Below are 17555 nucleotides of genomic sequence, written 5' to 3' on the forward strand. Positions count from 1 at the left end.
CCGGCCGCCGGCCCCTTCGTAGAGTCACCGGGTGAACGAACACCACGCGCCCGATCCCCACTTGCCGATGCTGACCTTCGCGCAGGCCGAACACCTGCGGAACCTGACGGCCGATCACTTCCTGACACACCGCGGCATACGTCCGCGGGTGGAGGGTGACGCCGTGTTGTGGGGCGACGGGCACCGCAGCCCGCTCCCGAACCTGGCACACAAGTGCCGCGCCGTGGCCGGGGAACACTGGCCCCGCCTGGTCGAACAGCACTTCACCGCCCTGGCCGACGCGTCCCGGGGCGGCGAGGGCGCGCAGGAACTGCTCGACGGCGCCATCCTCCGTCTCCTGCCCGACGACGCCCTCTCCGGCGAGCCGGCGAACGGCTTCCGTTACGCGCGGCCGGTGGCCGAGGGCCTGCTCCTGGCGATCGCCCTCGACACCCCCACCTCCGTCCGCGTCCTCAACGACCACGACGTGGCGCGCGTCGGATGGGAGCGGCTCCGGGCGGCGGCCCGGCAGAACCTGATCCGTGAACCGGTGGAGCACGTGGAGGTGACAGGACCGCAGGGTGCGCGGCTGATGTCCGTCCACGGGGACTCCCACTTCGTGGCGAGCAAAGCGCTCGTGCTCCCCGAACTGGCCCGCGCGACCACCGGCAGGGACCTGCCGGAGGCCGGTGCGCTCGTCGTCGTCCCCAGCAGGAACCTCCTCGCGTTCCACCCGATCGAGGACGGCACGGTGGTGGACGCGGTCAACGACCTGGGCACGTACGCGCTCGGCGCGCACGAGGACGGGCCGGGCGCGCTGTCACCCCGGCTCTACTGGTGGCATCAGGGGCGGCTCACCTCCCTCACCGTCATCGACCACGAGACCCGCTCCTTCTCCGTGGTGCCGCCGCCCGAGCTGATGGAGGCGATGAGGAAGCTGTGCGCCGGGTCTCCGTCACCGGCCGCCCCCGCAGCCGACGTGGTCGAAGTCGACCTCACCGCCGCGGACGTCGCCCGGCTGGCCCAGAGCCCGGCAGGCCTCGCCCACGCCTTCACGACCACGAAGAAGCTGAGCGACGCACGCTTCGCGGCCGACCCGGACGGCGCGAACCTGGAGACCTGGGAGGCCTGGGTGTGGGCCATGCAGACCGGCTCGGCGCTGTTCCGCACGGCCACGTCCCACCAGGGCACGGTGGAGTGCCGCATCGCCGACCACGTGCTGCGGCTGCCCGCCACCGGACCCGTCCCGGCCGCGGACGCCCGCGCCTGGCTCGACGCCTTCTACCTCGCCGTCGTCTGCCGGGAACAGGACCGACTGACCCTGCTCTGCGGCGTGCCGCTGGACGACCTGCGCCGGGCCACGCCCCTCGACGCGTACGTCTTCCACTGGATCGAAACGCTGCGGGCCTTCTGGCTCAGGCACCCCATGGACGATGTCGTCCAGCATCTGATCGCCACCATGGAGACCTCCCACCCCCACGTCGCGACCCGCACCCCGAGCGATTTCCTCAACCTGATCGACCATCAGCCGGCCGCACTCCTCCACCGCCTGATCGCGGGTGACCGCGCCGCCTTCACGGAGGCCCTCGCCGAAGCCCTCGCCCACCACGAGCGCTACTGGGCCGACGACCGGTCCGCGGACGGTGACGCGCCGTACCGCCGCGTGGCACTCGGCCCCCTCGCGATGGCGTGCCTGGCGTACGACGCGGGCTTCCCCGTCGACGAGAAGTCGCCGTTCCTGCCCAGGCACCTCCTCAACCGCGGCTGGCTCGGCGAGTTCACGACGTAGCACAACGGCGTGTTGTCGTCGTGCGGTGTTGTCCACGGCGGTGGTGATGGGCGAGTGTGCTGTGTCATGGACTGTGACCGGCACAACACCGCGTTGCCTCTGTCTCGACTGCCCCGACTGTCCCGACGTCGGCTGTTCGTCGCCACGGGGGCTTCCGGGGCGGTCGCCGCGCTGGGGGCGACGCCCGCACCGGCCCGGCCGCGCACCACGGTCCCCCTCTCGTTCACCCGCGTCACGAACGGGGCGGCGACCCTCGCGCCGGCCGCCGACCGGCTGGTCGTCGAGGCACAGGCCACGCTGTGGTCCCTGCCCCGCACCGGCGGCGAAGCGGTCCCGCTGACGCCGCCGGGGCTGGAGCCGAACCGGCCGGTGTACGCCCCGGACGGCACGTCGGTCGCGTTCTGCGCCTACCAGGACGGCGGGTTCCACATCTGGACGATGCGCGCCGACGGGACACGCCTGCGGCAGCGCACCGACGGCCCCTGGGACGACCGCGGCCCCGCCTGGTCGCCCGACGGATCGCGCATCGCCTTCGCGTCCGAGCGGGGCGGCGACCCGGTGCGCGGCGGTTCGTACCGCATCCACGTCCTGGACCTCGCGAGCGGCGAACTCACCCGCGTGACCGGGCGGCCCGGACAGGACGGGCCCTTGCAGGACGGGCCGTGGGAGGACTTCGACCCGACCTGGTCGCCGGACGGCGGGCAGCTCCTGTTCGTCCGGGGTGAGGTCGTCACCGCGGCGCAGGGCACCAGGCTCGATGCCAGGACCGTCGCGGCCGTCCCCGCCGGGGGAGCGGGCCCCGTCACCGTCGTCCGCACCGAGACCGCGACCGCGCAGGTCATGACGCCCGCCCTGGCCCCCGACGGGCGTCGGCTCGCCCATCTGCGGATCACACCCGCGCCCCGCGCCTCCTGCACCCTCGTCGTCGACGGCCGGCCCGTCGCGCTCGACGGCGATCCGGCCCCCGTGCCGCCGCGCTGGACGGCGAAGGGAGAGCTCCTGCTCACCCTCGACGGCCGCTTCACGCTCGTACGCCCCGACAGACCCGGCAAGCAGGAAGCGATCCCCTTCGACGCCACCCTGCCGGTGCACCGCCCGCGGTACCGGGTCAAGGAGTACGACCTGGGCCTTGGACGCGCGCGGCCGACCCGCGGCATCCATCTGCCCGCGCTCTCGCCCGACGGGCGCCGTATCGCCTTCGCCGCCCTCAACTCGCTCTGGCTCGCGCACACCTCGGGCGGCCGCCCGCCCCGCAGACTGCGCCGGGCGGCAGCCACCGGCTACCTGCTCGGCCCGGCCTGGGCACGGGACGGGAAGTCCCTGGTGTACGCCGACGACCGCGACGGGCTGCTCGGCGTGTACCGGCACGACCTCGCCACCGGCGCGGAGACCGCACTGGCGACCGGCGGCCGGGTCCACCCGGCGCTCTCACCCGACGGTAAGCGGCTCGCCTGCCTGGACATGACCGGCCGCCTCATGGTGCGCGACCTGGCGTCGGGAGCCGAACGCGCCCTGGTGACGCCGCTCGGCGGCGGGGGCCTGCCCGGCCGGCCGAGCTGGTCGCCGGACGGCCGCCACCTCGCGCTCTGCGACCGCAACCGCATCAACCACCGCTTCCGCGAGGGCTACAACCTCATCCGGATCGTCGACGCCACCACCGGAGCGGACCGGCTGCACGCCGTGGCCCCGCACACCTCCGTCTCCGACCGGTACGACTCCGGGCCCGTCTGGTCCCCGGACGGCCGCTGGCTCGCCGTGATCGTCGAATCGGCGCTGCACCTGCTGCCCGTGACGCCCGACGGCACGCCACGCGGCGCACTGCGCCCGCTCTCCGCCGAACCCGCGGACCACCCCTCATGGGCGGGCGACTCGAAGTCACTCCTCTACCTGTCGAACGGCCGACTGCGCCTGATCGGCGTCGACGGAGGCCGCCCGCGCACGGTCCGGGCACCATTGGACGGGCGCAGGCCCGCGCCCGCCGACGTCGTCGTGCACGCGGGCCGGCTGTGGGACGGCACCGGCGACGAGGTGCGGGAGGACGTCGACATCGTCGTCCGAGGCGGCCGGATCACCGCCGTGCGGCCGCACCGACCCGCCGGCCGCGCCGCCGCTGCCCGCCACGTCGACGCCTCGCGGCACACGGTCGTCCCCGGCCTGTGGGACACCCACACCCACCCGTGGCAGACGACGTACGGCGGACGCCAGACGGCGGGCCAGCTGACGTACGGGATCACCACGGCCGTGTCGCTGGGCGGCTTCGCCTACGAACAGGCCCGTATCCGTGAGGCGGTGTTCGCGGGCGAACTCGCGGGCCCCCGCCTCCTCACGACGGGCGAACTCCTCGACGGCGCCCGCGTCGCGTACAGCATGGGCCGCGCCCATCGGAGCAGGGCCGCCCTCAGGCGCTCCCTGGCGCGCGGGGAGGCGCTCGACTGGGACTTCGTCAAGACCTATGTGCGGGCGCCGGGCTGGGTGATGGAGGAGGCGGCGCGCTTCGCGCACGAACGGCTCGGCGTGCGCACGGGAGGCCATCTGCTCTCGCCCGGCATCCAGCTCGGCCAGGACCTGACGACCCATCTGCAGGCCACCCAGCGCGCGGAGTTCGGGCACGCCGTGACGGCGACCGGCCGCGCCTGGCAGGACGTCGTCGAGATCTACACCGCACGCGGCGCGGCCTTCTCCCTGATCGCCACGCCGTTCACGTCGGCGCCCCTGCTCGGAGCGGACCCCGGCCTCGCCGACGACCCGCGCGTCATCGCGGTGATGCCGCCGTGGGACGCCGCGGCGGTCAAGGCCGGCGCGGCCGAACCGCCGAGCGAGGCCCAGCTGGCCACCTTGCGCAGGGAGACCGACATCTACCGGCGCATCCTCACCGCCGGCGGCCTGGTCGCCCTCGGCACCGACCAGCCCCTCGTCCCGGTCGGTCTCGCACTGCATCTGGGGCTGCGCGCCCTGCACCTGGGCGGCCTGTCCCCGGCGGCGGCGCTGCGCACCGCGACCGTACTGCCGGCCCGCATGTTCGGCCTGGACCGGGACCTGGGCACCATCGAGGCCGGGAAGGTCGCCGATGTGACCGTGGTCGACGGCGACCCGTTCACGGACTTCGCCACGATGGTGCGGACGGTGTCGGTGCTCCGGGGCGGTACCCCGTACACGACCGAGGAGCTGACGTCCGCGTTCGAACGGCAGCGGCAGCGGCAGCGGCCGGACGAGGCGTATTGGCTGGAGGTCGGCCGTCTGATGCGCCGGGGCGGGTGCTGCACACCGGAGGCCTGAGACCGTTGCCGATGGCACCCGGCCGGGCGCCTACTCGAAGCGCGTGACGTCGCCCGCTCCCCGCCGGACGATCTCCGCCTCACCGTCGGAGAAGTCGATGACGGTGGTGGGCTCCGTGCCGCAGTCGCCGGAGTCGACGACCGCGTCCACGAGGTGGTCGAGGCGCTCCTTGATGTCCCAGCCCTGCGTCAGCGGCTCCTCCTGGTCGGGCAGGAGCAGCGTGCTGGAGAGCAGCGGCTCACCGAGCTCGGCGAGCAGGGCCTGGGTGACGATGTGATCGGGGATGCGGACACCGACGGTCTTCTTCTTCGGGTGCATCATCTGCCGCGGCACCTCTTTGGTGGCGGGCAGGATGAAGGTGTAACTGCCGGGCGTGGCGGCCTTGATGGCGCGGAACACGTCGTTGTCGAGGTGAACGAACTGGCCCATCTGCGCAAAGCTCTCGCACATCAGGGTGAAGTGGTGGCGGTCGTCGAGCTGACGGATCGACCGGATGCGGTCCATGCCGTCGCGGCTGCCGAGCTGGCAGCCCAGCGCGTAGCAGGAGTCCGTCGGATACGCGACGAGCGCGCCGGAGCGGATCCCGTCCACCACGCTGCTGATGCTGCGCCGCTGGGGGTTGTCGGGATGCACGTCGAAGTACTTGGCCATTGCGCGAGTGTAGGTGACCCGCGCGTGGCTGCCCGGGTGTGGTGGGCCTGTCGGGCCTGCCGGAGTCGTACGACGGCGGGGCGCGAGGGGGCAGGGGAGAGGGGCCGGGCGGGAAGAGGGCCTCCCGCCCGGTGCCGTGTCAGCCGGCGAGCAGGGCGTCCATCTGGCCGACGGCCTCGGTCAGGCCGTCCACCATGCCCATGTTCAGGAGCTGGTCCATCTGCTCGCGCGAGTCGAAGGCCGAGCGCAGCTCCATGCGGGTGCCTCCGGCGTGCTCGGTCAGCCGCATCCGTACCGTCGAGACGGGCAGGTCCGCGGCCGGCTTCCCGTCCTGGTCGGCGAACCCGTCGGTGAAGTCCAGGGACGTCGGCGGCTCGATCGCGGTGATCCGCCACCATCCGCGGTGCTTCTCGCCCTCGGGGCCCGTCATGAAGTACGTGACGTCGCCGCCGGGGGTCAGATCGTGCTCCTCGAAGGTGGCCGGGTAGCTCGGCGGCCCCCACCACCGCTCCAGCCGCCGCGGGTCGGCCCACAGCTGCCACACCTGCCCGACCGGGGCGGTGAAGTCGGCGATCAGCGTGAGCGTGAGGTGGTCGAGATCCTTGTCGATGCTGGTGACACTCATGATTCGGCTCTCCTTGCGGGGTTGTTTTTCTCGGCGGCCGGGGGCGGGGGCGGGGCGGGCTCCTCGGCGAGCAGCCGGGACATCCGGTCCACGCGCCCGCGCCACGCCGTCTCCAGCAGGTCGATCGCCTGCCGCGCCTGCCGCAGACCCTCGGCGTCGGTGCGGACGAGCTGCTCGCGGCCGCGGCGCTCCTTGGTCACGAGCCCGGCCCGCTCCAGGACCGCGACGTGCTTCTGCACGGCGGCGAAGCTCATCGGGTACGCCGCCGCCAGCTGTGACACCGACGTCCCGGTCCGGACGCACCGGCGCAGGATGTCCCGTCGTGTCGTGTCGGCCAGCGCGTGGAACAGCTGGTCCACGGCCCGGTCGCCCACTTCATGTACAACCATTTGGTTGTAGCTTAGCGCGGTCCGGTCCACCGGTCGACCGCAAGCGGCAGGTCTCTCCGGAAACGGGGATGTCTCGCGGATGCGCCCGGGCTCAGCGGTGGGTGTCGAGCGTGTGGCGCAGCGTCTTCGCGAAGGGCTCGGGGGCGCCGTGCTGACCGAACTCGCCACCCAGGAAACCGCCGTGATGACTGGGGAACACGACTAGTTCGGTGCCGAGCCGCTCGGCGACGGCGGTCGCCGCGCGCGCGGCGAACTCGCCCTCGGACTCCTGCCCGGCCGCGATGACGACGCGGGTCCGCGCGGCGCGCAGCGCGGCGAAGTCGGGCCGGTAGCCGGTGCAGTGCCGCATGTTCTGCCCCAGGAGCGGGTCGTCGCGCGAGCCGTCGTCCTCGGTGGGCAGCCCGAAGTCGGCGGGCGAGGGCGTCGGCTCGTCCGCCCAGGTCGCCGGGAACGGCCCCTTCCGGCTGGTCACCGCGATGAACTTCGCCATCGCAGGGCCCAAGCCGTCGCGCAGATAGGTGGCGTGGATGTCCGCGCACACCGCGAGCATCACCTCCCGGTCGGGGACGACCTGCGCGGTCGGCGGCTCGTGGGCGACGAGGGTGCGCACGAGCTCCCCGTGCCGCTCCACCAGTGCGAGGGCGTTGACGGCACCGCCGCTGCTCGCGAACACGTCGACCGGTCCCGCGCCGAGCGCTTCGATCACCTGCCCCAGGTCGGCGGCGTGCTCCTCGACCGATGTCTCCGCAGCGCCGTCGGTGCGGGGGCTGCGGCTCACTCCGCGGGGGTCGTAGGTGACGACGGTCCGGTCCGTGAAGTGCGACGCGAGGGTGGCGAACCCGGAGGCGTCCATGGGGGAGCCCACCAGGAACAGGACGTCGCCGTCGGTCACGCCACCGCGGGTGTCGTACGTCAGTGTGGCGCCGTCCGCGGTGAGCGTGCGGGTCTCTGTGCCGGCCATGAAGGTCTCCTCGATGCTTGCGGTCTCGTCGCTGGTTGCGATGTCGTGAAGGAAGACCGTTCGCATCGCGAGAACTCATCGGTGACGGCGTGACGGAAAGTCTCAGGCGGCGCCGATGAACGCGAGCAGATCCTGGTTGACCGCGTCGGCGTGGGTGATGAAGATGCCGTGCCCGGCGAAGGGGTACTCCTTGTAGACGTTGTCCGGCACCAGCTTCGCCAGGCGCCGCCCGCACAGGGCGACGGGAGCGGAGACGTCGGCGTCGCCGTGCAGGATCAACGTCGGCACGCGTATCGCACCGGCTTCCTCGCGCACGTCCGTACCGCAAGCCGTCCTCACCACCTCGACGGCGGCCTTGGCCGAACAGTCGAGGCACCGCTGGACCGTCCACTCCATGAGTTCGGCGGAGACGGCGTTGCCCAGGTGCGTGGCGAAGAACGCCTGTGTGTTCTGCGCCATCCACCTCGGGCGGTCCTTGGTCCGCTCGGCCTCCATGGCGTCGAAGATCTCCTGCCCGATCCCGTCCGGGTTGTCCGGCGCAGCCAGCATCAGCGGCGCGGTGCTGCCGATCAACGCCACCCCGCTCACCCGGTCGTAGCCGTGCCGGGAGAGGTAGCGGATCACCTCTCCGCCGCCCATCGAGTGCGCCACCAGAGTGACCTCGCGGAGGTCGAGACGGTCGAGGAGAGCCGCGAGGTCATCGGCGAGGGTGTCGTAGTCGAAGCCGTGGCCGACCCAGTCCGAGCGGCCGTGTCCCCGCCGGTCGAACGCGACGCAGCGCAGGCCCTGTTCGGAGAGCGGAAGCATCTGGAACTCCCACGAACTGCTGCTGAGCCAGGCCCCCGCCACGAACACCACCGGCTTGCCCTGCCCCCAGTCGGTGTAGAAGAGGCTGGTCCCGTCGGAGCCCTCGAAGTACGGCATGAGTGGTTCCTTCCTGAGTGGCGGAGTGGCGGAGTGGCGGAGTGGCGGAGGGCGAGTCGCGGGGTGTCGCGTGTCGCCGCGTTGCGCCAACTCTCGCCCGGCAGCGGCCATGTCGTCGATTACTCCGGAGGTAATCCGACTCCAACGGGAACTCCGACGCCACTGAGTGCGACTACTGAGTCGACAACTGGAACGACAACTGCGGTGACAGTGAAGGGCGTTGGTGGTCATGGTCAGGGATGGTGTCCGGCGGGAGCCGAGTCGGCGCGGGGTGCTGCGGGGCGCGGTGTCGGGAGCGGTGGGGGTGGGGGCGGGGGCCGCCCTCGCCGTCGCTACGACCGGCTCGGCTCAGGCGGCGGAGGCGGCGGAGGCGGCTCAGGCGGCGCCCGGGGCCGGGCGGCTGCACGTGGCGGTACTGCTCTACGACGGGTTCACGGCGCTGGACGCCGTCGGACCGTACGAAGTGCTGTGCCGCGTTCCGGGCGTGCGGGTCACGATGGTCGGCCACGAGACGGGCCCGGTCCGTACGGACACGGGAGAGCTGAGCCTGGTGGCGGAGCGCGCCATGCGGGACGTACGCCACGCGGACGTCCTGGTGATCCCGGGAGGCGGTCAGCGGGGGACCACGGCCATGATGGCCGACACCGCGGTCCACGAGTGGATCCGTCGCATCCATCGCCGGTCGGTCTGGACGACGTCCGTGTGCACGGGCTCGCTGATCCTGGGAGCGGCCGGACTGCTGCGCGGCCTGCCCGCGACGACGTTCTGGGCGTCCCGGCCCTACTTGGCGGAGGTCGGTGCGACGTTCACGCCCGGCCGCTTCGTCGAGGCGGGGAAGATCATCACGGCCGCGGGAGTCTCCGCCGGCATCGACATGGGACTCCACCTCGCCGCCCGCCTCTCCGACGTCAAGGTGGCGCAGGCCATGCAACTCGCGGTCGAGTACGACCCCGATCCGCCGTACGACACCGGCAGCCCCGAGAAGGCCGACGCCGAAACGGAAGCACTCGCCCTCAAGCTGCTCGCCGACGCGGCCGTCTGAGGAGCCGGGCGGTCGCGACCGTGAGCGCTGAGGGTGTCAGTCCTCCTCCGCGCTGGCGAGAGCCTCGGTGATCATGCGGGTGGCGAAGTCCGGGTCGTCGGCGATGCGGTTGATGTGCTCCGCGAGGAGGAAGGCGGTGGCCTCCAGGGGAGTCATCTCCTCGTCGGTCCAGTCCCCGTACTGTCCGCGCCACAGGTTGGGGCTCAGGCCGAGGCCCGCGGCGGTGACCAGGCCGGCCATGATGGGGATGACCTCCGTGGGGCAGCTCTTGGGCATCATGCGCATCGTGGCCACGAGATTGGGCACCACGTACTCGATGACGTCCTTCTCGTGCTGCTCGTGCACCTTCCGCAGCCAGCTCATGAACATGTAGATGAGCGTGCACGTGCCGTCCAGCACGTCGTTGGCCCCGTCGGGACCCAGTGACTGGGCGAACTGACGGATCAGCAACTGCTGTTGGGCGTCGGTCTCGGTCTTGCCGTCGTGGATGCCCTTGAGGCGAGAGTCGATCATCATGAGCGCCACGCCCACTTCGCCGACGGGTGCGTGCTGGGGGTCGCAGGGCGATGGCACAGGATGTCTCCGGCATGCAGACGGGTTCGTGAAGGTGAGTCTGTTGCCTGGCCCCGACCCGGGGGAATGCCCTCGCGGCAGCGTCATGCTTTCGGGACGCCCCACTCGACCGCCTGACCCTCCGGGGATGAACTGTTCGAGCATGCACGCCCGTCGCGAACGTCGGCGATCTTGCCGACGCCCATGCCCACGACCGCGACCGCCTCGGCGGGGACCCGGCCCAGCGGGCAGGCCGGAGCGAAGCTAACGTGGCGCCCCGTTAGGAACGCCAGCTTCCGCTATGACAACCGGGACCTACATGCTCACGCACAGCACGAACCGCGCCACCCTCCTCCTGGCCGTGGGCACGGCCGTGCTCGCCCTCACCGCCAGTGCCTGCTCGTCCGACACCGGGGACGACGGCGGGAAGGGGACCGCCGACCGCGCCGCCAAGGGCGTGGTCACCCCGACCGAGGCGAAGAAGATCGTCGACCACTACGTGAAGGTCAACAACCGGGCCAACGCGAAGCGCGACAGCGGCATCCTGTCCGCCGTCGAGGCCGGCGGACTCTTCGAGACGAGCGCGAACGGCTACAAGCAGGACGAGTTGCAGCCCGCGAAGGACAGGGCCGAGGGCCGAAAGCCCTTCGACTACGTGAACCGCGAGTACGTCATCCCGGCCGCGAAGAGCGGCGTCTCCTGGTTCGCGCTGCGTGCCGACACCAAGGACCACAACGGCACATCGGCCAGGACCAGCCGCGCCACCGTCATCTTCGACAAGTTCGACAAGTTCGGCAAGCCCGACAAGGAGGAGGGCGACGGCGACTGGAAGGCCGTGTGGAGCGGCTGGACCACGAAGGAGGACCCCAAGACGCCACCCCTCTCCAAGGACTCCGACGGCTTCGCGGTCCCGGTCACCGACACAGCGGAGAAGCAGGGCATCCTCGCCCCGGACCAGATGGACGACGCACTCGTCGCGCTCTACTCGGGCGACGAGACGCTGGGCGGGAAGGTCGGCGCGAGCGAGACCTCGAAGTGGATGACCCAGTTCCCGCTGGAACAGAACAAGATGCTCAGCCCCGGCGGCAAGTCCGAGTTCAAGGCGGGCAAGACCGACCACAAGAAGGTCTACGCGCTGCGGACGGAGAAAGGCGGCACGCTGACCTTCTTCAACGCGGACGTCCAGGAGTACATGCACACCACCGACCCGTCAGCGCGCATCACCCCGTCCCCACAGATCGCCTTCCTCGCCGGCAGCAAGAAGCCCGAGATGCTGTTCCTCGTGGACTACCTCCACCAGGGCGAGGCGTACATCCCCGCCAAGGGCAAGGTCTCCATGGTCACGGACAGCTGGGACATGATCAAGGCAGAGGGCCCGCGACGCGGGCTTATCTGAGACGGGGTCGGGCCTTCACCGGGGCGCGCCGAAGGAGTTCACTTGCTGTCATAGTGTCGCCATGCGCGTACTGATCGTGACAGCGGGAAGCTGGGGCGATGTAGCTCCCTACACCGGCTTGGGTGTGCGGTTGCGTGCCGGCGGGCATGAGGTGGTGCTCGCGACGCACGAGCGGTTTCGGGCGTCGGTGACCGCTCATGGGCTCGGGTTCCGGGCGCTGCCCGTGGATCCGCGGGCGGAGCTGGCCTCCGCGGGTGGGCAGGGGCTGGCCAGGGCGGTCAGCGCGCCCGTGGCTCTCGCACGGCTGATGCGGATGGCGAAGGCGTTCATGCCGACGCTTGCGGCGGGCGTGCGCGACGCCGTACGGCAGGGCGCCGACGTACTGCTGAGCTCCACGGTCACCGACCCGATGTGCGCGGTCCTGGGAGAGGCGCTGCGGCTGCCGAGCCTCGGTGTGTATTTGCAGCCGATCCAGCCCACTTCGGCTTTCGCGGCGCCGGTCGTCGGAGCGCGCTCGTTCGGCTCGTACGGGAACCGCCTGAGCGCCCACGCCTTGTGGGCGGCCACCGACCGGATGTTCGCTCCGGCCGTCAGCGAGCTGCGGCGCGAACTGGGCCTGCCGCCGCGCAGGTTCGCCGGACCACTGGGCCTGCCCCGCGGACGCAGCGTCCTGCACGGCTTCAGCGCACGGGTCGTCCCACGCCCGGGGGACTGGCCGGAAGGCCACCAGGTCTGCGGGTACTGGTGGCCCGAAACCCCGCCCGGCTGGCAACCCGAGCCGCGACTCCTCGACTTCCTCTCCTCGGGCCCGCCACCGGTCCTCGCCGGCTTCGGCAGCTTCGTCACCGAGGACGCCGAGAGGCTGAGCACCCTTGTCGGAGAGGCGATGCGCCGGGCGAAGGTGCGTGGTGTCCTCCAAGCCGGCTGGAGCGGTCTGCACGCCGAGAACGACGACCTGATCACGGTGAAGGAAGTACCGCACGCCTGGCTGTTCCCCCGAACCGCAGCCGTCGTCCACCACGCCGGTGCCGGCACCACCGCGGCAGGCCTTCGCGCAGGTGTGCCCGCAGTGCCCGTCCCGGTACAGCTGGACCAGCACTTCTGGGCCGCCCGTCTCCATGGCCTCGGCGTCTCCCCGCGCCCGCTGCGCTACCAGCGCCTCACCGCACAGCGTCTGTCCGACGCGATCACCACCGCCGTCCGCGACCCCGCCCTGCGCGACCGCGCCCGTCCTCTCGCCACAGGCATTGCCGAGGAAGACGGTGCGCAGCAGGTCCTGGATGTGGTTGACCGGCTCATTCCGGTGTGAACCATTCAGCCTCGCCGAGGCTCGGTGCCTGCTGCCCACCCACCAGGCACGCACCCTCGCCGTACTAGCGATTGAGGAGTTGCGTGTGCGCCAGTTCGGCGTAGAGAGCGTCACGTTCCATGAGTTCGCTGTGCGTGCCGATCGCTCGTACGCGTCCCGCCTCCATGACGATGATCCGGTCGGCCGTGATGACGGTGGAGAGCCGGTGGGCGATGACCAGGACGGTGGTGCTGCGGGCGGCATCGATGATCGTGTTGCGCAATGCCGCCTCGTTGGCCGCGTCGAGTTGGGAGGTGACTTCGTCCATCAGGAGCAGTCTCGGGCGGCGCAGCAGAGCCCGGGCGATCGCCACCCGCTGCCGCTCGCCCCCGGAGAGGCGGCTGCCGCGGTGGCCGACATCGGTATCCAGCCCGAGGGGGAGGCGGTCCGTCAAGGTGTCCAGCCGCGCCATACGCAGCACCTGGGCGAGTTCTTCGCCGGAAGGGTCGGTGGCGCCGAGCGTCAGGTTGTCCCGCAGTGTGCCGGCGAGGACGGGGGTGTCCTGTTCGACGTAGCCGATGGATGCGCGGAGCCGGCTCAGGGGCCACTGCCGGATGTCCTCGCCATTTAGGAGAATGCACCCGGCGTCGGGTTCGTAGAAGCGCTCGATCAGGGAGAAGACGGTGGTCTTGCCCGCACCGGACGGGCCCACGAGCGCCGTCAGCCCGCCGTTGGGCACGGTGAAGGAGACCTCGTGGTGCACCCTGGGCAGTCCGGGGCGGTAAGAGAAGCGGACTTGACGGAAAGTCACGTCGAGCGGTGGCCGACACTCTTCGTCGGCCGTGTCGGGTGAGTCGACCCTCGCCGTCACTCCCCGTGCGTGCACGGCCGCGTGCTCAGGTTTCAGCTGTTCGGCCTCAAGCGACTCGATCTGTTCGATGCGGACAGCGGCGGCGGATCCGACCTGGAACTGGCTGACCCCTTCGACGAGTTGACCGATGCGAGGAGCGAGGGCGAAGAGATACAACAGGAAGGCGACCAGGGTGGAGACGCTGATGGTGCCGGAAGCGACCCGTGCGCCTCCCACCCCGAGCACGACGAGGAAGCACACCTGAACGACCACCGCCGACGCTGTGGCCGACACCGCCTCCCACACCGCGGCCCGCATGCCTCTGCGGCGGGCGTGTTCGGCCGCACGGTGCAGCGCTTGGGCCTCCCAGTGCTCGGCGCCCGAGGCTTTCACCGTGCGGAAGGCGCCCAGGACGCGCTCCAGGGCGCCCCCGATGTGGCCCACCGCATCCTGCATCTGCCGGGTGGCGCGGCCGATGCGCGGAGCCACGACCGCGACGATGACGCCGACGAACGCGATCACGCCGAGAGTGACGCAGAGCAGTACGGCGTCGAGGAACCCCATGATGACGACGGTCGCGGCGGTGACCAGTGTGCCGGTGACGGCGGCGGACACCGCCTGGGGCGCGGTCTGGCGCAGCAGCGTCGTATCTGAGGTGACGCGGGCGATCAGGTCGCCCGGTTCCGTGCGCTCCACCACGGGCACCCGCAGGCGCAGCAGCCGCTCGGTCAGCCGGCAGCGGGCGGCACAGATCATGGATTCGGCCGACCACTGCAGCACATAGTGGCCCAGCCCCGCCAGCACCGCGCCGGCGACCACCAGCAGGCTGAGCACGAGGACGGGGCCGGCGGCCGGCTGCCCCTGACTCATGCCGTCCACCACACGCTTGGCCGCCAAGGGCTGGGCCAGGCCCATGACACTGCCGACAAGCCCCAGCAGGACGCCTGCGGCCATGCGCCAACGCTGTGGGCGCAGATGGACCATGAGCGCTCGCTGTGCCGCCCAGGTGTGGCCGGGGCCCGTGTTCTCGTCAACCGCATCGGAGCCGTCGGCGGGGCCGGTGAAGGGCCGCGGGTCCTCGACGCCGGGGCCGGGGGCCGTGGTCATCGGCTCACTCCACGGTGAAGAAGCGCTGGAAGTATGTGGGCGAGGCGTCTTCGCCGACGAGGACACCCTCGGCTTCCACCCAGGCGTGGGCGGCGAATGGCGGTCGGCTGCGCACGCCCACGCACCAGGTGGGCCACTGGCCGTACCACCGGCAGAGCAGCACAGTGGCCAGGGACCTCGAAAGGCATCCCTTCTGTCCGCCGGCGGCCAGGCTTACGGCCAGTACCGTCTCCCGGGCCTTTTCCGCCTCGGGGAGGGTGGCGGGCCGGGCGCCGCGACGCAGCCCGGCCAGGATGGTGCGGATGCGTCCCGGTGGCAAGGTGGCCAGTACATGGGCACAGCCCACGGCCGTCCGGGCGGCCCAGCGGCGTGCCCACGGTACGGAACGCGGATCGTAGGGGAGAGCTTCCGGGGTCGTCATGCGTGCCTCTTCCGTCGGCCCGTGTCCGGCACATGCGGGCGCTATGTGGTGAGGAGCCCTGCGGAGCGCAGCTCGCCGACGATGCTGTCGACGTCCTTGGCTGCTTCGTCGGCGTCGACGTCGTCGTACTGCGTGGTGAGTGCCTCGACGGCCCGCTCCGTGCCGCGGGCACGACCGTCCAGGAGGGTTCGCAGGACGAGGGCCGCCGTCGGGTTGAGGGTCCAGTATTCGGCGCTCTTCTGATCGAGCAGCGCCATGCCGTATTCGGTCTCGGTCATCAGGACGCCGGGCCTCAAGGCAAGCACCGGGATCACCTCTCTCGGTCGGCGATGGGCTGGGCGGGGACGGCGTTCCCATGGGGCGGTGGTGTCATTTCGCGGGAGCGCAGCCAGACTTCGCAGGCGATCGTCGGGTGCAGCAGGTAGCTCTCCGTCTCCGCGGCGAGAGAGCGGCGGCACCATGCACGCAGGACGCCTTCGTCGATCAGGCCGAGCCGGGCCAGCCGCGAGTCGTCGCACAGTGCCAGCAGCCGCCGGCGATGCTTGCGCAGGCCTGCCTCCTCCTCGAACGTGGCGTTCGCCTTGGTGTCGCGTGTCCGGCTGGCTTCCGGCACGACGCCGCGCATGGCTTCGACGATCAGGGGTTTGTACCGCCAGGGGGTGATCCGTTCCTGTGGCCGCACGGCGAGACAGGTCTCGATGACGCGAGTGTCGTAGTAGGGGGCGGAGACGGCGACGCCCAGGGGCGCGGCCATCTGGCCGACGTGCCGGGCCCACTGGGAGATGCCGTCCATCGCGACCAGTTCCCGGTGCTCACCGTGCCCCCTGCCCCGGGGCCCGACGCCGGACAGGTCGACGCGCATGAGTTCGCGGGCGGCCGCGATGGCGTCGGGCGTGGCCCAGGGAGCCATCCGAGGCGGTACGGACCAGTCGAGCAGCGGTGTGTCCGTGCCGGTGGGCGGCCTGGTCAGGTCGCGGGCCACGCGTCCGAGCCAGCTCCGGTAGGAGCGTCGGTCCAGAAGCTGGCGCAGCGTTTCCCGCCGGGTCCAGCGGTACTTGGCGGCGTATCCGCGGATGTTGCGCAGTGCGGTCGAGGGATGGGTCGGTAACAGGGAATGCAGCCGGGCGGGCGTGCCGGCGAGGAGTTCGTCGCCGCCCAGTCCGGTCATGTGCAGGCCGGAGCCACGGGCCGCGGCCATTTCCACGATGCCCATCCGGCGGTTGCGGTCGACGGTGATGATGCTGGGCGTGTCCAGGACGTCGTGGAGGGTGTCGATCCCGTCGAAGGTCATGGCCGTGTCCTGAGCCGGCACGACGTGGTGCTCGATGGCTTCGAGTTCCTGGACGGTGCGCCGGGCCCAGTACACGTCGTCGCCGGACTCGTCGTGCAGCGCGGCGGTGTAGGCGACGACCTTGGCGCCGCTGTGGGCTGCCGTACAGCACAGGGCGGTGGAGTCCAGGCCGCCCAGATCCGCCGTCACCAGTTCACGCCCGCGGGTGCGTACCCCGACCGCTTCGGTGAGCGCCTCTCGCAGGCGTCGGGCCCCCTCGGCGAGGGGGACGTCGGGGTCGGGCGGTGACCACCACTGCCTGGTGGTGGCCCGGCCGTCGGCCTCAAGGGTCAGACAGTGGCCTGCGGGTACGGCCTGCACGCTCCGCCACAACGGGGGCTCCGACAGCGGGTACGGCGCTCCTGAGGTGAGCAGTTCGAGGGCGATCCGGCGTTCGTCGAGGTCGGCGTCGATCAGTTCGGCGAGTACGTCGGCCCGGTCGGAAGCCACGCTGACGGGGCCGTGGCCGAACGTTGCGGTTTCGGTGTGGAAGACACGCCGCAGATTTACGACGCCGCCCCGCACCCGTACTCGGCCGTCGCCACTGACCACCAGATGAAAGCTGCCTGGTCGGCGTGCGGCGTGGTCCAGGGCCGTCGGCGAGGCCGAGCCGATCGCCGCGGCGTCCCGTTCCAGATCCTGCTCGGTGGCAGTGTGCTCCCCGATCACAGCGACGCGTGTGCTGCCGCACCGCCCCGCGACAACCGTGTGCTCGGCCCAGCGACCCAGCAGCCAGGGGCGTCCGGAGGCATGGAAGAGGCTCCGGGAGGCGTAGGGATACGCCCTGGTGGCGAGGGGCGCGGCCGCGGCGGTGTCGGGCAGCGCGATGAACCAGGCGGGTGCGGCCTGGAGGGAGAGAGGGGAATCCATGGGCAACGGCCTTCGGTCGGCGGTGGGGTGGTGCCCGGAGCAGAGGATCGGGTGGCGGCTGGACGCCGCCACCCGACACCGGCCTGTACAGGCCGGCGCACACGA

General features: G+C 71.5%; 15 protein-coding genes. 5 read left to right on the forward strand and 10 right to left on the reverse strand.

What is annotated here, in order from left to right; all coding sequences use genetic code 11:
• The first annotated feature begins 31 nt into the window (after window positions 1-31).
• A complete protein-coding gene (locus AB0H82_RS09695; protein ID WP_362990622.1) occupies window positions 32-1768 on the forward strand; it encodes an immunity 49 family protein in 1737 nt (578 codons plus the stop codon).
• Between the two features lie 66 nt (window positions 1769-1834).
• On the forward strand, window positions 1835-5044 hold the full coding sequence (locus AB0H82_RS09700) for an amidohydrolase family protein (protein ID WP_362990624.1): 3210 nt from the start codon (window positions 1835-1837) through the stop codon (window positions 5042-5044).
• A gap of 30 nt (window positions 5045-5074) precedes the next feature.
• Here AB0H82_RS09700 and AB0H82_RS09705 read toward each other — a convergent pair whose 3' ends face one another.
• The 5 genes from AB0H82_RS09705 to AB0H82_RS09725 all read right to left on the reverse strand — a co-directional run bounded on the left by AB0H82_RS09705 (window position 5075) and on the right by AB0H82_RS09725 (window position 8594).
• Window positions 5075-5695 carry an L-threonylcarbamoyladenylate synthase gene (locus tag AB0H82_RS09705; protein ID WP_362990626.1) on the reverse strand — a complete coding sequence of 207 codons (621 nt, stop codon included), beginning with the start codon at window positions 5693-5695 and terminating at the stop codon, window positions 5075-5077.
• Window positions 5696-5834: 139 nt separating this feature from the next.
• Window positions 5835-6320, reverse strand: a complete 486-nt coding sequence (locus AB0H82_RS09710; RefSeq protein WP_362990628.1) for an SRPBCC domain-containing protein — start codon at window positions 6318-6320, stop codon at window positions 5835-5837.
• Complete coding sequence (locus AB0H82_RS09715) at window positions 6317-6709, reverse strand: metalloregulator ArsR/SmtB family transcription factor (RefSeq protein WP_362990630.1); 393 nt, start codon at window positions 6707-6709, stop codon at window positions 6317-6319. The genes AB0H82_RS09710 and AB0H82_RS09715 overlap by 4 nt, the downstream gene beginning before the upstream one ends.
• A gap of 91 nt (window positions 6710-6800) precedes the next feature.
• Window positions 6801-7670 (reverse strand): alpha/beta hydrolase, encoded by an 870-nt coding sequence (locus AB0H82_RS09720; protein WP_362990632.1) that lies wholly within the window; start codon window positions 7668-7670, stop codon window positions 6801-6803.
• A 102-nt stretch (window positions 7671-7772) separates the two neighbouring features.
• Entirely contained in the window at window positions 7773-8594 is an 822-nt protein-coding gene (locus tag AB0H82_RS09725; RefSeq protein WP_362990634.1) for an alpha/beta hydrolase, read from the reverse strand.
• A gap of 229 nt (window positions 8595-8823) precedes the next feature.
• Here AB0H82_RS09725 and AB0H82_RS09730 point away from each other — a divergent pair, with 229 nt between their 5' ends.
• Window positions 8824-9636 carry a DJ-1/PfpI family protein gene (locus AB0H82_RS09730; protein ID WP_362990636.1) on the forward strand — a complete coding sequence of 271 codons (813 nt, stop codon included), beginning with the start codon at window positions 8824-8826 and terminating at the stop codon, window positions 9634-9636.
• Window positions 9637-9672: 36 nt separating this feature from the next.
• Here the strand turns inward: AB0H82_RS09730 and AB0H82_RS09735 are convergent, their stop codons facing one another.
• Window positions 9673-10209 carry a hypothetical protein gene (locus tag AB0H82_RS09735; RefSeq protein WP_362990638.1) on the reverse strand — a complete coding sequence of 179 codons (537 nt, stop codon included), beginning with the start codon at window positions 10207-10209 and terminating at the stop codon, window positions 9673-9675.
• A gap of 280 nt (window positions 10210-10489) precedes the next feature.
• On the opposite strand from AB0H82_RS09735, the gene AB0H82_RS09740 reads away from it, so the two are divergent.
• Window positions 10490-11584, forward strand: coding sequence for a hypothetical protein (locus AB0H82_RS09740; protein ID WP_362990640.1), 1095 nt, complete (start codon window positions 10490-10492; stop codon window positions 11582-11584).
• Between the two features lie 61 nt (window positions 11585-11645).
• Window positions 11646-12893 carry a glycosyltransferase gene (locus tag AB0H82_RS09745; protein ID WP_362990642.1) on the forward strand — a complete coding sequence of 416 codons (1248 nt, stop codon included), beginning with the start codon at window positions 11646-11648 and terminating at the stop codon, window positions 12891-12893.
• A gap of 64 nt (window positions 12894-12957) precedes the next feature.
• On the opposite strand, the gene AB0H82_RS09750 is transcribed toward AB0H82_RS09745, so the two are convergent.
• The 4 genes from AB0H82_RS09750 to AB0H82_RS09765 are packed head-to-tail and all read right to left on the reverse strand — an operon-like array spanning window position 12958 to window position 17450.
• Window positions 12958-14829, reverse strand: a complete 1872-nt coding sequence (locus tag AB0H82_RS09750) for an ABC transporter ATP-binding protein (RefSeq protein WP_362990644.1) — start codon at window positions 14827-14829, stop codon at window positions 12958-12960.
• Window positions 14830-14833: 4 nt separating this feature from the next.
• Window positions 14834-15250 (reverse strand): lasso peptide biosynthesis B2 protein, encoded by a 417-nt coding sequence (locus AB0H82_RS09755; RefSeq protein WP_362990646.1) that lies wholly within the window; start codon window positions 15248-15250, stop codon window positions 14834-14836.
• 41 nt (window positions 15251-15291) lie between these two features.
• Window positions 15292-15564: a lasso peptide biosynthesis PqqD family chaperone gene (locus tag AB0H82_RS09760; protein ID WP_362990648.1), complete on the reverse strand. Its 273-nt coding sequence runs from the start codon at window positions 15562-15564 to the stop codon at window positions 15292-15294.
• On the reverse strand, window positions 15561-17450 hold the full coding sequence (locus AB0H82_RS09765) for a lasso peptide isopeptide bond-forming cyclase (RefSeq protein WP_362990650.1): 1890 nt from the start codon (window positions 17448-17450) through the stop codon (window positions 15561-15563). The genes AB0H82_RS09760 and AB0H82_RS09765 overlap by 4 nt, the downstream gene beginning before the upstream one ends.
• Window positions 17451-17555 lie beyond the last annotated feature (105 nt).

It is taken from the genome of Streptomyces sp. NPDC050732, assembly GCF_040654255.1.
Classification (GTDB): domain Bacteria; phylum Actinomycetota; class Actinomycetes; order Streptomycetales; family Streptomycetaceae; genus Streptomyces.

Coding starts and splice junctions, on each gene's coding strand:
- AB0H82_RS09700 (WP_362990624.1), top strand. CDS start 1,835: ATGGACTGTGACCGGCACAACACCGCGTTGCCTCTGTCTCGACTGCCC.
- AB0H82_RS09705 (WP_362990626.1), bottom strand. CDS start 5,695: ATGGCCAAGTACTTCGACGTGCATCCCGACAACCCCCAGCGGCGCAGC.
- AB0H82_RS09710 (WP_362990628.1), bottom strand. CDS start 6,320: ATGAGTGTCACCAGCATCGACAAGGATCTCGACCACCTCACGCTCACG.
- AB0H82_RS09715 (WP_362990630.1), bottom strand. CDS start 6,709: ATGGTTGTACATGAAGTGGGCGACCGGGCCGTGGACCAGCTGTTCCAC.
- AB0H82_RS09720 (WP_362990632.1), bottom strand. CDS start 7,670: ATGGCCGGCACAGAGACCCGCACGCTCACCGCGGACGGCGCCACACTG.
- AB0H82_RS09725 (WP_362990634.1), bottom strand. CDS start 8,594: ATGCCGTACTTCGAGGGCTCCGACGGGACCAGCCTCTTCTACACCGAC.
- AB0H82_RS09730 (WP_362990636.1), top strand. CDS start 8,824: ATGGTCAGGGATGGTGTCCGGCGGGAGCCGAGTCGGCGCGGGGTGCTG.
- AB0H82_RS09740 (WP_362990640.1), top strand. CDS start 10,490: ATGACAACCGGGACCTACATGCTCACGCACAGCACGAACCGCGCCACC.
- AB0H82_RS09745 (WP_362990642.1), top strand. CDS start 11,646: ATGCGCGTACTGATCGTGACAGCGGGAAGCTGGGGCGATGTAGCTCCC.
- AB0H82_RS09750 (WP_362990644.1), bottom strand. CDS start 14,829: ATGACCACGGCCCCCGGCCCCGGCGTCGAGGACCCGCGGCCCTTCACC.
- AB0H82_RS09755 (WP_362990646.1), bottom strand. CDS start 15,250: ATGACGACCCCGGAAGCTCTCCCCTACGATCCGCGTTCCGTACCGTGG.
- AB0H82_RS09765 (WP_362990650.1), bottom strand. CDS start 17,450: ATGGATTCCCCTCTCTCCCTCCAGGCCGCACCCGCCTGGTTCATCGCG.